This window comes from Streptomyces sp. NPDC052101 (assembly GCF_040680235.1).
Taxonomy (GTDB): Bacteria; Actinomycetota; Actinomycetes; order Streptomycetales; family Streptomycetaceae; genus Streptomyces.
This window is the reverse complement of the sequence record NZ_JBFAWH010000060.1, coordinates 14,280-27,356: the sequence shown is the minus strand read 5'-3', so window position 1 is coordinate 27,356 and position 13,077 is coordinate 14,280. Positions and strand designations below refer to the sequence as shown.

Sequence of the window (13,077 nt, the reverse complement as noted above, 5' to 3'; positions counted from 1 at the left end):
TTCCGCCAGATCGAGGCGGCCGGAGGCCAGATCACCAGCGTCGCCAGCTTCGCCACCGACCTCGTACGCGACTTCACCACCCCGACGGGCCAAGAAGTCATCTCGGCCCTGCACGGTCTGATCCGGCAACCCGCGGCCGAACCGGCACGGTAGCCACCAGCGCATGCCGCGGGCTGACAGCGTTCCTGCCCGACCGCAGGTGATCTTCGTGTGCCACGGCTACATCTTCCACGGCACCGTCACCGTCGCCTCGATCCGACTCTGGCTCCGCCCGCGATCTCCGCCGGATTTAAGGGGTTCTGGCAAAGGCGTCGGACGTGTCGGTAGGCGATGAGGCATGTGGCGAGCCCGAGGAAGGCTTCATGGATGTCGTCCCGTCGCTCCCGCCGGATGCGCAGACGACGGGAGCCGTGCAGCCAGGCGATCGTCCGTTCGACGACATACCGGAAGATGCCCGGGCCGGAGCCGTGCGGCTCGCCTCGCCTCGCGACCACGGGACGGATGCCGCGCCGCCACGGCAGGCGTCGATACGTGTCGTGGTCGTAGCCGCGGTCGGCGAACAGCGCGTCGGGCCGGCCGCCGGGGCCGGCCGGCGACCCCGGCGACCGGGGGGGGGATCTTGTGGAGCGGGGCAGGAGTTGGGTGACGTCGTTGCGGTTGCCGCCGGTCGGCGACACCGCGAGCGGGATGCCCTGGGCGTCGGTGATGACGCGGTGCTTGCTGCCCGGCCGTGCGCGATCGACCGGGCTGGGAACACTTTTGGGCTCCTGGGGGCCGCCCGTACGTGGGAGGAATCGATCACCGCCCGGGACCGGTCCGGCTTCTTCGCCGGCCGCAGCTTCTTCAAAGCGGCACTTGCGGCTGCTCCGATACCCCGGCCTGGTTCCCTGCGGCCAGCCGCCGCCAGCAGGTCATGCCGGAACCGAAGCCCAGCTCCTGGGGCAGGTACTCCCGCTGGATGCCGGTGTGCAGCACGAACAGGATCCCGCACAAGGCCTGCCGGTCCGGCATCCTCGGCTCGCCTTCGGCGACCTCAACGGGCACCGGCCCGCACTCCTGGCCGAACGCGTCACGTGAGGGGTGGCTGGGTCGCGGTGAGTATGTCGAGGCCGAGGGGGGTGCACCAGTGCCAGACCGTTTTGCCCTCCCGATGGGTGGTGATCAGTCTGGCTTCACGCAGGGTCCTGGTCTGCATGGAGGCGGCAGGTGCGGTGATGTCAAGTGCCCGGGCCAGGCCGGTGGTTGTGTGTTCCCGGGTGAGCAGGCGGAGCATCAGGGCGCGGGTGGTTCCCAGCAGTGCGGTGAGCGGGTCGGCGGTGGTAGGGGAGTCCTGGAGCGGCAGCGGGGTGACGGCCGGGTAGACCAGCAGTGCCGGACCGTCGCGTTGGACGGCGACCAGAGGAGGAGCGGTCCACAGCAGTGAGGGCAGTAGCACCAACCCGACTCCGCCCAGCGCTATCTCGCGGTCCTGCGCGTGGGGGATCTCAAGGGTCATGCCGTTCCACCGGATGCCGGGGGACAGGCTGGTCAAGGTGGCCAGCAGCCCGTGTTGGGCCATGGAGCGGGTGCGCAAGGCGACTTCGGCGTGGAACCCGCTTAGGATCCGGGGCCAGGCGTCGGCGAGGACATGGTGGTAGGCCGCGGTGATCGACTCTTCGAGGCTCTGCCAGGCCTGCTGGTCGTGGCTGGCGAGTCGGCGGATCCATTCGGTTCTCGCCACGCCCGCCCCGCAGACTCTCTGAAACTCCGCCAGGGCGAAGGCAGGTGAGGTGGAGCGGACCTTGTTCAGGCCGTCGGCGAGGCCCGTACTGACAGGGTCCAGGAAGAGCGGGCCGACGCCGGTGGGGGAGACCAGTTGCAGCATCGGCCGGGCCTGCGCCGGAAGGGTCTGCCGCAGACGGTGCCGCCATCGGCCGAACACGGCGTCGGCATCGCGGCGCTTGAGCGTCATCAGGGCCAGTGACAGCTCCATCAACGGTGCCGGATGCGTGGCGACACGGACGCGTAAGAGGTCTTCCGCCGTGAAGCGCACCCTCAGCACGCGCTCCTCCGTATCCGTTCCCACACTTCAGCCACAGCTGAATGCATCGCGTGTCCCCCCTGACGGCTTGGACGATGTGAGGCGCACCCATCAGTATCTGCCGCGGCGGGTCGGGGAGGCAGGGCTGGATCAGCCACTCGCCGACCAGGGCTGCCGCGGTTGGATCGGTCGCCGGGCACACGACACCGGGGGGTGCCGGGCGGCCGAGCAGTCCACACCATCCCGGGACCAGTTCGGCGGACCTTCCGCTGGAACGGGACGACACACGAGGGGGAACATTGAGAAAGCAGATGCTCAGCAAGGCGAAGGCCGGGCTGGCCACGGTCATGGCCGGCGGGCTGCTCACGCTCGGGGCCGGCATGGGAACGGCTCACGCCACTCCCACCGGTGAGGCCTTCGCGCAGCAGGCCAGAGCCGCACACCTGACGCAGACTCAGAACAAGTCGCTGCGGTCGGAAGTCGACCGCTATCTGAAGGCGACCGGCGGAAGACAGGTCGCCCTCAACGAGATCGACCTGGGCGGCAAGGGGAAGGTGCTCGTCGCCATCCCCGGAGAAGCCCACCCACGGGACTTCGCCTCCGGCGCCGGCATGCGCCCCGCCTACGACCCCTGCCTCCAAGGGAGCCTCTACAACGGGTACTTCTGCGCCTACAGTCAGGCCGACTACCAGGGCTCCGAGCAGCAGATGTACTACTGCCAGAGCTACGCCATGAACTTCGGCCGGGGTGGGTCATGGATCAACAACCAGACCCAGGGCCGCCAGGCACGCATGTACGGCAAGTACGGCGACCTGCTCTACACCACCCCGGGCGCCTACAGCTCGGACTCCAACGGGGACTGGTACTACGTATGGTCCGTCAGGCCCTGTTAGGACCGGCGGTGACCGCCGCCTCACCGTGGGCGGCGGTCACCGGTCACTTCACGCTCGTAGGAGGTGAGCTTGGCGGCGAGGCGTTCGGGGCCCATGGTGACCCGGTCGACTTCCACGAACGCCCGCAGCATCGACCCGTTGTCGCCGTCGGCGGGGCCGCGCCGGTAGTACAGGAGTGCGTCGGGGATGACGGCTTCGCCGTTCCCGAGCGGGTGGTGGACCTCGGGGATCCAGTCCAGCGGCCGGCACGGATCGCTGCGGCGGCGGGCGTCCTCGAGGAAGGCGAGTGCAATCTCGGTCACGGTCAGCGTGTGGCTGGCCTTCAGCCGGACAGCGGTCGGATCGGACACCGTCCTGGACGGACGGCGTCCGCGCATCTCTGGCCACTCGGAGGCCAGTTGCGCACCGTACGGGGTGGGGAACCACACCCGGGTCCGTCCGGCCTGCGGCAGGGTGATGCGGTCGACCAGCCCCTCCACGCGCAGCCTGGCCAGCCTGCGTCTGGTCTGCTCGATGCGCACCGAGGGGGCGATCACCCGGTGCATCTGCTCGGTGGTGGCCATCCGGTACTGCGCCAGCACGCCCAATGCCAGTCGGTCCCCGCTGCCCACGTCCACGCCGATCATCACGGATCCGCCCGCTTCCCTGCCGGTGCGACGCCGTCCTGCCCGGCACCGCGTGTCCCGGCCACAGCAGCAGTCGGCCCCGACCAGACCACCGACCACGAAGGCCCGACCACGGTCACGAAGCGGACAACACCTCCGTGGACCAGGCCCACATCCCCGCCGACAACCCGGCCGACAACCGCCCGTGCCCTCTGCCGCACCTGCTCGCGAATCCGCAGGTCACCACGCTGACCCTGCCGTGGTAGGGAGGCCGACATCCCTCTACGCCCCCGAGTCCACGCCCCACAGCAGGAAGAAAAGAGAAGTGGGTGGGTGGGACAGGCCCGGGCGGCGGGCGAGGAGATCCGGCGCCGTTGGTGTTGCTCGCGCGCGACGGCGGGGCCGCGCGCGAGGCCGGACGGACAAGCCGCCATGGCGGCGTCGTGGGGAGTGCAGCGGGGCCTCCAGGCCGGGCCGCCTTCAGTTCGCGGTCGGGGGGTCCGGCACCACAGCAGCTGCGACGACCTCGACCCGCTGCGCCACGACGAAGGGGCGGGCTGCCGCCCACACTGCTTCCAGCGGTGTCGGCGACGGCTGAATTGTGGTTCTGGATCACTTTCAGTGCCGGAACCACGGAGGGTCACCACAACCGCGATCATGAACGGCCGTGGCTGATGTACTCCTCCAGGGCCTGTGGTTCCACCCGGTCGACGGTGTCGTGATCGAAGGTGTCGTGTCCGACGGCGAGTTGGTGGTCGTGCGGGCCCGGACGGCTGCGGAGCGGGCTGCGTGTCCGGCGTGTGGAACGGCGTCGGTCCGGGTGCACAGCCGGTACGTACGCCGGCTAGCCGACAGTGCGGTCGGCGGCCGTCCGGCGCTGATCGAGCTACGCGTCCGGCGGTTCCGCTGCTCTCAACAGGACTGTCCGCAGGCGACGTTCGCCGAGCAGGTCGACGGACTGACGTTCCGGCACGGCAGACGCAGCGCCGGGCTGCAGACGGTGCTGGAACGGGTGGCGGTGATGCTGGCCGGCCGGGCCGCTTCCCGCCTGGCCCACGCGCTGGCGGCCAAGGTGAGCCGCTCGACCCTGTTACGGCTGATCCGCCGCCTACAGGACCCCGAGACCTCGACACCGCGGGTGCTCGGGATCGACGACTTCGCGCTGCGCAAGGGGCACAACTACGGCACCATCCTGCTCGACATCGAGACACACCAGCCCGTCGACCTGCTGCCGGACCGCACCACGGCGACGGTGGCCCGGTGGCTCGCCGAGCATCCCGGCGGCGAGGTGATCTGCAGGGACCGTTCCACCGCTTACGCCGAGGCCGGACGTCTTGGTGCCCCGGACGCGGTGCATGTTGCAGATCGGTGGCACATATGGTCGAACCTCGCCGAGGCCGTCGAGAAGACCGTCGTCCAGCACCGTGCCCTCCTGCGCGAGCCCCAGGACACCGCCACTGCCGCGGACCCCGCGGCCCTGGAGGGACTGGACCTCGACTCGGCTCCTGCGGGCCCGCGAACCGCCGGCCGCCTGTCCGACCGGGTTCGTGAGCAGCACGAGGCCGTTCACGCTCTGCTCGACCAGGGCGTTGCATTGCGAGAGATCGGCCGACGACTGGGGCTGGCCCGCAACACCGTGCGTCGCTATGCGCATGTGGACAGTGCGGACGAGCTGCTGGTCGGACGGTGGACCGGTCGCAACAGCATCCTCGACCCCTACAAGCCCCACATTCACCAGCGGTGGGCTGAGGGCTGCACCGTCGCCCGCCGTCTGTTCGAGGAGGTTCGCGAGCGCGGCTACCCCGGTGGCGAGAACGTCGTGAAGGTCTACGTGGCCAAGCTGCGTGCGGGCTTCCCGCCCACCCCGCCCCGCAAGGCTCCGTCCGTGCGGGATGTGACCAGCTGGCTCACCCGCCATCCCGACCGCCTCACCGACGACCAGGCCCAGCAGCTCAAGGCGATTCTCGCCCGCTGCCCCGCCCTCGACCGCACTGCCCACCACGTCCGCGTGTTCGCCGAGTTGATGAACGACCGCCAGGGCAAACACCTCGACCAGTGGATCGCCCAGGTACAGGCCGACGACCTGCCTACTCTGCACACCTTCGTCTCCGGCCTGGGCCAGGACCTCGACGCCGTCGTCGCCGGCCTCAGCCTCCGCTACAGCTCCGGGGCCGTCGAGGGACAGAACAACAAGATCAAAATGCTAAAGCGACAGATGTTCGGCCGTGCCAACTTCGACCTCCTGCGCAAGCGAGTCCTCCTCACCGCGCGAGGCTGTTCATGATCGCGGTTGTGGTGACCCTCCGTGGTTCCGGCACTGAAAGTGATCCAGAACCACTTTTCGGCCGTCGCCGACAAACCAGGCACTGCGAATTGCACTCGGCTGCAGCCACATGCTCGGAGCCCTCTCACCTCTCCGACGATCGCAAGCGTCGTGCTCCGTTCGAAGCCCTGTCAAACCACGGCACCGCTGCCGGCCGCGCGGCGAGCACCCGGTTCAATGCCTGTCGCCGATCCAGGCGTGGCGCTCCGACGAGGGGTGGCTGCACCATCGGGCCGTACTCCTCTGGCAACGGCCAGCTGTCTTGCCGGTGCGGACCTGGCCAGCTCACCCCTCGGGCACGTGCGGGCAGGTGTCGCGCTGTTGGTAGCTGCCCGGCACACCCGTGCCTACGGCTGTCCAGAAGGCCCGGGAGTCCTGGAAGTGGCCGCCCTGGGTGTGCCAGGACAGGCCGGGGTGCTCGAGGCGCAGCGCTTCCAGGCCCGCGGTGGCCAGTCCGCACCGCTGGTACTTCTCGATGGTGTAGGGCTGTTCGACCCACCCGAGCCCGCAGCGGGGGCAGACGATGTAGTCGACGGCGAAGGCAGGGTCGTCGGCGAGGTTGGCGGCGCGCTCCCTCCAGCCGGGGCGCTCTGAGGAGGGGGGTGTCCTGCCAGGGCGCATCCAGCCGGATCACGGTCCAGCTAGTGGGCTGTCGGCCCCATCTGCCGCCGCTGATCGCCCGTAGGAACCGCTCCCAGGGCGTGCCGTCCGCCGCCCATGTCACGTTGCTGGCCTGCGTGGCCAGCACCAGGGCCGCTTCCCGCTCCTCATCTTGGAGGTGTCGTATTCGGCGCACGGCAGGCCTGCATCGATGATCAGTGCGGACCGCGCTGCCGCTCCAACCGATCGCGCAGCGAACCCTCCTCTCTCCCGACACCCGACATCGGACGCGGCCCGCAACGACGGCCTTGTGGTGTAACTACCGTTCCAACTGTATATAGTGTCCATATACAGTTGGGGAACGGAGGACTGTCGTGCGGGTGGTGTTGTCCAACAGTGCCGGCGTGCCGCTCTATCAGCAGATCAAAGAGCAGGTCGGCACAGCCATCCTGTCGGGGGAACTTGCCGAGGGCAGCACCCTGCCCTCCGTCCGTGCCCTCGCTCGTGATCTGCGGATCAGCATCATCACCACCAACCGCGCTTACACCGAGCTGGCCGCCGAGGGGTTCATCGCCACCGTCCCCGGCAAGGGCGCCTACGTCCTGCCGCTGGACTCGGCGCTCGTGCGCGAGCAACTGCTGCGACAGGTGGAGGAAGGCCTGCAGGCTGCCCTGGACGCCGCCCGGCGGGCCGGCCTCGACCGCGAGGAGCTCATCCAGATCCTGGACGGGCTGATGCAGGCCGAGAACGAGCACGCCTGAGATCAGGAGGATCCGTCAGTGCACAGTGATCTCGCATTCGCCCTGCGGGGCGTGAGCTCCGCGGTGGGAAACGGCTTCGCGTTGCGCGATGTGAGCTTCGAACTTCCGACCGGCTACGCCATGGGCCTCATCGGCGCGAACGGCGCCGGCAAGACGACGACGATCCGGTGTCTGCTGGGCATGCGCGGGATCGAGACCGGCGAGATGGAGCTGCTCGGCCACCGGGTACCCGGCCCGGTCGCGCTGCGCCAGGACGTCGGGGTGGTGCTCGACCACACCTACCTGGTGGGCGACTGGCGGCTGGCCAAGGTCGAACGGACGCTGCGCCCCTTCTACGACCGCTGGGACGGCGTACGTTATCGGCAGTTGCTCGAGGAGTTCAGCCTGGATCTGCGGGTGAAGGTCAAGGACCTGTCCCGCGGCATGGCGATGAAGCTCATGATCGCCGTGGCTCTGTCGCACCGGGCGCGGCTGCTCGTCTTCGACGAGCCGACCAGTGGCTTGGACCCCGTCGCCCGGGACGAACTCGTCGGCATCATCGGGGACTTCCTGCTCGACGAGGGGCACAGCGTCCTGTTCTCCACGCACATCACCTCTGATCTGGACCGCATCGGCGACTTCGTGACGCTCATTCATGGCGGCCGCATCGTCCGGACCGGCCCCAAGGACGAGATACTGGAGGCCTACCGGGTCGTGCGAAGTGGGCCGGACGATCTGAGTGGCCTCGTCGGCGTCGAGCTGATCGGCGTCAGGCGCACGTCGACCGGGGCGGAAGCCCTCGTACGCACCGAGGAGGCCGAGCTTCTCGGCCAGGGCGTGCTCGTCGAGGCGCCCACCCTCGAGCAGATCGCCATCCACATCGGATCGCCGCCGATGAAGCCGGCAGCAAAGCGGAACGGCCGGCGCGGGGCGATCATATGACCGCTGTTGCCCGCGTGGCCGTGCTGCACCTGCGTACCGTCGCGCCGTACCGGACCCAAGGCCTGCTGGTGTTCGGCCTGATGGTCCTGGTGCTCGCCCGCAGCCCCGTTGGTCTCGTACCGGCGCTCGCGCTGCTACTCGCCCCGTTGATCGCCGTACACCCGTTCGTGGTCGCCGACAAGGCGGGCCTGGAGACGCTGTACGCCGTCCTGCCCCTGCCTCGCCGCACGGTGCTGCTCGGACACTACGCCTGGGCCCTGGCAAGCTTTCTCGCCACCGTCACCGCAGGTACGACGCTGGCCGTTCTCCTCGCGCGGGCCGAAGGCGTGCCGTTCGGCGGTAGCGCCCTGGTGACGATGCTGACGCTGTCCTGGGTGCTGTTCGCCGTCAACATCGCGATCCAGTTCCCGTTGCTGATCCGGTTCGGGTACGCCCGCATCAGCGTCCTGGGCACCACCATGCCGCTCGCGCTGGTCATGCTGGCCGTCTTCCGGCTGCACCTGACCATCGAGTGGATCCAGGTCTGGCTGCCGCTTCTCTGGGTGGTTGGCGCGGCCGCTATAGTGACGTCCGCTGCCCTGGCGGCGTATGGGGCAAGGCCACGGGCATAGCATCTGATCGCGTCCGCGGTGATCACGGTGGGGCGTTTTGCGGCGGGCCTCGACGGAGCCGCCGAACGGAGCCGCAATGGCAGCACCGGCGCAGCAAACGCCGCCGACGCCGTGGCAGCAACGGTGGCAGGCCGACCAGCTTTGACCCGGCGCGCTATGCCCGCAGGAACGAAGTCGAGCGGCTGATCAACCGGTTGAAGATCAATCGTGCGGTGTCCACGCGCTTCGGCAAGCGGGCGTACGTCTTTCACGGCACCGTGGCCGTCGCGTCCCTTCGCCTCTGGCTGCGCGCATGATCTGCCAGAGGGCACTCAGCCCTTCTTCTGTTTGTACAGTTCGAGATCCCTGTTTACGAACAGGTGCACATAGCCGCAGTTCCAGCAGATCAGGCCGGTTGCCGACTCGTTCGCCCAGCCGAAGTTCATGAACTCCATGCCGGAGCTGTTGAGCTTTACCTCACGGTCCCTGAACAGGTCGCCCTGACAGAAGTTGCACTTGATCCACACGCCTCCGAGAGCCGCGCGAACAGGTTTGGCCATGCCTCCACCCTTTCTATGAACCGCCGTAGTGGTGCGCCCGTCTCGCACACGAACTGTGTGGCGGGCGGCGTGATCAGACCCTCGAACCGGGCCATGCCACCGCATCAGCTCAGTGACAACCTGATCGCGAAGACGGCGATGGCGCGCTTTTGGACTCAGGCGATGCCCGGCCGGGGCTGGGCGTCGCGGCGACCGATGAGGAACCAGAGCAGGCTCCCGAGGAACGGGGTCATGAGGGTGAAGGCGACCCAGACCAGCTTCATCCCTGTGGTGAGGTCGGACCTGACGATGCCGAGCAGGGCGCCGAAGTACAAGGCGAGAGCGGCGGCGACCACAGCAGCTCCAGCGCAGGCGATCACGATCGTGCCGGTAGGAGCAAGGGCCATCTGGTGTGCGAGCTGTGCCTGCATCGTTCATTCCTCTTGCTGGTGGGGGGATTCTGGCAGCACCCGGTCGGGCGGCCTCGGTTGATGGCGGTCCGGCTGTTCCGGGATGCCGATGGTGTCCTGGTCAGGCCCCCGCCATGAGGGCCGCGGCCGTACCGATCGACAGCAGGTAAGCCCTGTCACGCCTCGCGCACTGTGGAGCCCAGCAGCGGGCGCACCGCGGACCACAGCAGATAGGCGCCGGCGGCGGTCGGGAGCGCCAGCGCGGCCAGGCTGACCGGGATGAATGCATCTCCGAGGCCGAGGTGCAGCCCGTTTGCGGCGATCACGGACTGTGTCACCACGAACAGCAGCGGCATGAGGGCGGTCGCCGTTCCGATCACCTTGTCCCGCTTGCACCACTGCTGCCCGGCCCACAGGCACCAGAGAGCGCCGATCAGAGGGATGCCGCCCAGAGCGGGGATGGCGGAGAACGCCAGGAGGCTGGCCATCCCCAGCAGCATCAGCACGGCGAGGGCGCGCACCACAGCGCGCACCACAGCCAGCCCCGGACTCTGCGGCGCGGGGGGCTCGTCGCCGAGTGCGGTCGCCGCGATGGTGCGCGGGTCGCCGAGGCGTGCGAGTACGGCGCGGATCTCGTCGTCGCCGGAGGCGGACTCTTCGGCGAGGGCTACGGCGATGTGCTCCTCCAGGTCGGCCAGCAGCTCGTTGCGGCGTTCCGGGCTGAGTCCGGCCGTCTCCCGCGCTACGGCGGCCAGGTACTTCTCCACCAGTGGGTGCTCGATGATCGTCATGGTGGTCTCCTGTCAGTCGGTGATGAAGTGGTCGACCGCGTCACGGAAGTGCGGCCAGATGACGGTGAACTCCTCCAGCGCCGCATGCCCTGACGGCGTCAGCTCGTAGTAGCGCCGCGGGGGCCCGCTGGGGGATTCCTGCCAGTGGGTCTCCACCAGTCCGTCTCGACGCAGCCGCGACAGCAGGGGGTAGATGGTTCCTTGGCTCGTGGTCATGACGTTCACCGCGAGGGTTTCGAGCAGCTCCACGCCGTAGCGCGGGCCGTCCCGCAGGATCGCAAGCACGCAGTACTCCAGCACGCCCTTGCGGAGCTGGCTCTCCGCCTTGCTCGCGGCAGGCTTCCCTGCGATGTCAGGTTCCATGCATTGCACAGTACCTGGTCATCCGTGGGAGTACAAAGGTGATGTTGGTGCACCCGTGATGAGGTCGGATATCGGCACACCGGCGCGGGTAGCCCTCGTTCCGGGACATGGAACCGAGACACAGCGACCCGTCGGACAGGCCCTAGTCGAGGATGCCCAGTGCGGTGTCTGGCCGGCAGTGGGGGCATGCCGGTACTCGGCGCCGCAGTGAGTCAAGTGCCTGCTGCCGGGTTGCCGGGCTGCACCGTCCGCTCTTGGCGGGCGCCCGGCAGCCGCCTACGTGTATGGCGTCGATGTTGTTGCGGTTGAGCCCGTACTGGATCAGCCACTCCGGCTCCGTCGGCCGGCGTTCCTCGCCCCGGCGCCGCTCGGCCTCCCGGCGTTCCTCGTCGGCGATCCACCGGTCGATCAGGGCCAGCTGCCGTGCGGTCTGCTGCTCGACGACGCGGCGGGCGAACCGCGGCATGTCCGGACGGGAGGTCGGCTGGTTCACCTGCCCGCTCCTCTTTGCTGTGCCGTGTGTCCGCTTGCCGAAGAATTCGAACAAGTGCTCCAATCTCAGTATGCACCGCGTAGAGCACCTCACCGACACTCAGGAACGCGTCCTGCGCTGTATCCGGCAGGCGATCGTCGATCGCGGCGAGGCGCCGACGGTGCGGGAGATCGGGGACGCGGTCGGGATGGGCAGCGCCAGCGTGCACTACCAGCTGGTCGAGCTGGAGACGAAGCAGGCGATTGTTCGTGAGCCGGGCCGGGCGAGAGGGATCCGGCTCGCATGACCGCTCCGGGCCGCTACCACCTGCTGCTCACGACCGGTGGCCGGCCGGTACAGCACGGCTGGTGGGGACGCGAAGCCGTGGCCCGCGACAAGTTCCGGGACTTGGTCGGCCAGTACGGCGGCAGCATGCCCGGCGCCCGCGTCACCCTGACCGATGAGGACACCGGAGACGTGCTCGGCGACTGGCCCGAGGACCGGTAGCTGGCGCCACTGGGTTACTCGGCTGGATTCTCCGTGGCGTGCCGGACCGTCTTCTTCACGGCGTGTTCCACCTCGTACCGGCTGGCCTGGGTGGTTTCGGCGTGCGCGGTGATGGCTGCCTGTACGGCCTCGGACGCTGCGCGCCAGCTACGCCACTGCGCGTCGTACTCCTCGCCGGCCAGGCCCGCGAGCTTCGCGCGTTCTCGGTCCGTAAGCGGACGGATTCGGTGTACTGCTCGCCGAAGTGCCGTACGCGGGCGTGGCGGCTCCGTCGCGAGGCCGCTAGCGGCGCGTGACGCATCCGAACGGCCGTTGCGGTATGCGTCACCGCGTGACGCCTATCCGTCACGCTGGGGTTACTCCCAGATCCGTGTCCGTTGCCAATGAACCCAGCCCGTTTGTCACCGAACCCAGTCGTTGCGGCGGAGGCGAACGGCCGGCCAGGCACATCGTCTCGGAGGATGACCGTGCTTCCGCCGCCTGGCTGGTCACGCTGCCCAGGTCTCGTACCGGCGGCTCGTACAAGTGCGCCTTGCAGGCTGACGAAGAGCGTCGGGGGGTGCCTGAGGATGAGTCACATGAGCCTTCACCCGTCCTCCTCTTCCGCCATATCCGCAGCGGCGCCGCCCCGTTGGGCGGTCTGGGCCGCGCACCTGACCACGCTGGTGGTCCTGCCGAGCGGGCTCTGGCGCATCGCCATGGTGCTCGGATACCCCGGCGGTTACACAGAGACGGGTTTTGGGCCCTTCGAGACGTTCGGGGCCAAGACGTGGATGCTGACGCTCAGCGTACTCAGCGAACTGGTCGCCTTCCTGACGATCGGCCTGGTGCGGCCGTGGGGCGAGGTTGTCCCGCATTGGATGCCGCTGATCGGAGGGCGAAGGGTTCGTCCCATGGCCGTCGTCGTCTCTGCTGCCCTCGGCGCAGCGGCTCTGACCGTGATCTGGGCCAATATCCCCTGGTGGTGGACGTATCCGCACGAGGACATGACGCCCACCGGAAACCTGGTCGTCGGCATTCTCTACCAGCCGTTGGTCCTATGGGGCCCGCTGACAGCAGCCGTCACCTTCTCCTACTACCGCCGCCATCGCGCCGCACGCCGGGGGCCGGCCCGCTGAAACCCGACGTCTGGCGGGCGGCTGGGTTCGGTGACAAACGGGCTGGGTTAATTGGCAACGGACAATCCGCTGACGAACGACATCGTGCGGCCGACTGTCCCGTCTCATCGGACCCTGACCGGTCTCACCGAAGTTTGACGAGCGTCCGGTTCGTCTCATCAAGC

Annotated in this window: 16 protein-coding genes and 2 pseudogenes; 9 read left to right on the top strand and 9 right to left on the bottom strand. The window is 68.6% G+C overall.

What is annotated here, in order from left to right; all coding sequences use genetic code 11:
* Positions 1 to 239: 239 nt before the first annotated feature.
* Both AB0L75_RS41990 and AB0L75_RS41985 read right to left on the bottom strand, forming a co-directional pair.
* Positions 240 to 1,023: pseudogene (locus tag AB0L75_RS41990) on the bottom strand (IS5 family transposase); the annotation flags it as partial.
* A gap of 46 nt (positions 1,024 to 1,069) precedes the next feature.
* On the bottom strand, positions 1,070 to 2,041 hold the full coding sequence (locus AB0L75_RS41985) for a helix-turn-helix domain-containing protein (protein ID WP_365191556.1): 972 nt from the start codon (positions 2,039 to 2,041) through the stop codon (positions 1,070 to 1,072).
* 278 nt (positions 2,042 to 2,319) lie between these two features.
* Here AB0L75_RS41985 and AB0L75_RS41980 point away from each other — a divergent pair, with 278 nt between their 5' ends.
* Entirely contained in the window at positions 2,320 to 2,913 is a 594-nt protein-coding gene (locus AB0L75_RS41980; RefSeq protein WP_365191555.1) for a peptidase inhibitor family I36 protein, read from the top strand.
* 20 nt (positions 2,914 to 2,933) lie between these two features.
* Here the strand turns inward: AB0L75_RS41980 and AB0L75_RS41975 are convergent, their stop codons facing one another.
* Positions 2,934 to 3,539 (bottom strand): replication-relaxation family protein, encoded by a 606-nt coding sequence (locus AB0L75_RS41975; protein WP_365191554.1) that lies wholly within the window; start codon positions 3,537 to 3,539, stop codon positions 2,934 to 2,936.
* A gap of 646 nt (positions 3,540 to 4,185) precedes the next feature.
* On the opposite strand from AB0L75_RS41975, the gene AB0L75_RS41970 reads away from it, so the two are divergent.
* Positions 4,186 to 5,802, top strand: coding sequence for an ISL3 family transposase (locus AB0L75_RS41970; RefSeq protein ID WP_365191553.1), 1,617 nt, complete (start codon positions 4,186 to 4,188; stop codon positions 5,800 to 5,802).
* A 324-nt stretch (positions 5,803 to 6,126) separates the two neighbouring features.
* Here AB0L75_RS41970 and AB0L75_RS41965 read toward each other — a convergent pair whose 3' ends face one another.
* Entirely contained in the window at positions 6,127 to 6,462 is a 336-nt protein-coding gene (locus AB0L75_RS41965; RefSeq protein ID WP_365191552.1) for a hypothetical protein, read from the bottom strand.
* Between the two features lie 353 nt (positions 6,463 to 6,815).
* Between AB0L75_RS41965 and AB0L75_RS41960 the strand changes: the two genes are divergently transcribed.
* The 4 genes and pseudogenes from AB0L75_RS41960 to AB0L75_RS41945 form a co-directional block, all read left to right on the top strand.
* The gene (locus tag AB0L75_RS41960) at positions 6,816 to 7,202 is read left to right on the top strand and encodes a GntR family transcriptional regulator (RefSeq protein ID WP_365191551.1); all 387 of its coding nucleotides are present in this window, start codon (positions 6,816 to 6,818) and stop codon (positions 7,200 to 7,202) included.
* A gap of 51 nt (positions 7,203 to 7,253) precedes the next feature.
* Entirely contained in the window at positions 7,254 to 8,123 is an 870-nt protein-coding gene (locus AB0L75_RS41955; protein ID WP_365191550.1) for an ABC transporter ATP-binding protein, read from the top strand.
* Positions 8,120 to 8,734 (top strand): ABC-2 transporter permease, encoded by a 615-nt coding sequence (locus tag AB0L75_RS41950; protein WP_365191549.1) that lies wholly within the window; start codon positions 8,120 to 8,122, stop codon positions 8,732 to 8,734. Before AB0L75_RS41955 ends, AB0L75_RS41950 begins: the two co-directional genes overlap by 4 nt.
* Before the next feature lie 140 nt (positions 8,735 to 8,874).
* Positions 8,875 to 9,030: pseudogene (locus tag AB0L75_RS41945) on the top strand (IS5/IS1182 family transposase); the annotation flags it as partial.
* Between the two features lie 15 nt (positions 9,031 to 9,045).
* Here AB0L75_RS41945 and AB0L75_RS41940 read toward each other — a convergent pair.
* The 5 genes from AB0L75_RS41940 to AB0L75_RS41920 form a co-directional block, all read right to left on the bottom strand.
* Complete coding sequence (locus AB0L75_RS41940) at positions 9,046 to 9,273, bottom strand: hypothetical protein (RefSeq protein ID WP_365191548.1); 228 nt, start codon at positions 9,271 to 9,273, stop codon at positions 9,046 to 9,048.
* A 155-nt stretch (positions 9,274 to 9,428) separates the two neighbouring features.
* A complete protein-coding gene (locus tag AB0L75_RS41935) occupies positions 9,429 to 9,683 on the bottom strand; it encodes a PLD nuclease N-terminal domain-containing protein (protein ID WP_365191547.1) in 255 nt (84 codons plus the stop codon).
* Positions 9,684 to 9,838: 155 nt separating this feature from the next.
* Positions 9,839 to 10,453 carry a hypothetical protein gene (locus tag AB0L75_RS41930; RefSeq protein ID WP_365191546.1) on the bottom strand — a complete coding sequence of 205 codons (615 nt, stop codon included), beginning with the start codon at positions 10,451 to 10,453 and terminating at the stop codon, positions 9,839 to 9,841.
* A 12-nt stretch (positions 10,454 to 10,465) separates the two neighbouring features.
* Positions 10,466 to 10,816, bottom strand: a complete 351-nt coding sequence (locus AB0L75_RS41925; protein ID WP_365191545.1) for a PadR family transcriptional regulator — start codon at positions 10,814 to 10,816, stop codon at positions 10,466 to 10,468.
* A gap of 142 nt (positions 10,817 to 10,958) precedes the next feature.
* On the bottom strand, positions 10,959 to 11,309 hold the full coding sequence (locus AB0L75_RS41920) for a DUF6233 domain-containing protein (RefSeq protein ID WP_365191544.1): 351 nt from the start codon (positions 11,307 to 11,309) through the stop codon (positions 10,959 to 10,961).
* Positions 11,310 to 11,379: 70 nt separating this feature from the next.
* On the opposite strand from AB0L75_RS41920, the gene AB0L75_RS41915 reads away from it, so the two are divergent.
* The 3 genes from AB0L75_RS41915 to AB0L75_RS41905 all read left to right on the top strand — a co-directional run bounded on the left by AB0L75_RS41915 (position 11,380) and on the right by AB0L75_RS41905 (position 12,913).
* Positions 11,380 to 11,595, top strand: a complete 216-nt coding sequence (locus AB0L75_RS41915; protein ID WP_365191543.1) for a hypothetical protein — start codon at positions 11,380 to 11,382, stop codon at positions 11,593 to 11,595.
* On the top strand, positions 11,592 to 11,795 hold the full coding sequence (locus AB0L75_RS41910; RefSeq protein ID WP_365191542.1) for a hypothetical protein: 204 nt from the start codon (positions 11,592 to 11,594) through the stop codon (positions 11,793 to 11,795). The genes AB0L75_RS41915 and AB0L75_RS41910 overlap by 4 nt, the downstream gene beginning before the upstream one ends.
* Positions 11,796 to 12,364: 569 nt before the next feature.
* Positions 12,365 to 12,913: a hypothetical protein gene (locus tag AB0L75_RS41905; RefSeq protein WP_365191541.1), complete on the top strand. Its 549-nt coding sequence runs from the start codon at positions 12,365 to 12,367 to the stop codon at positions 12,911 to 12,913.
* The last annotated feature ends 164 nt before the right edge of the window (positions 12,914 to 13,077 follow it).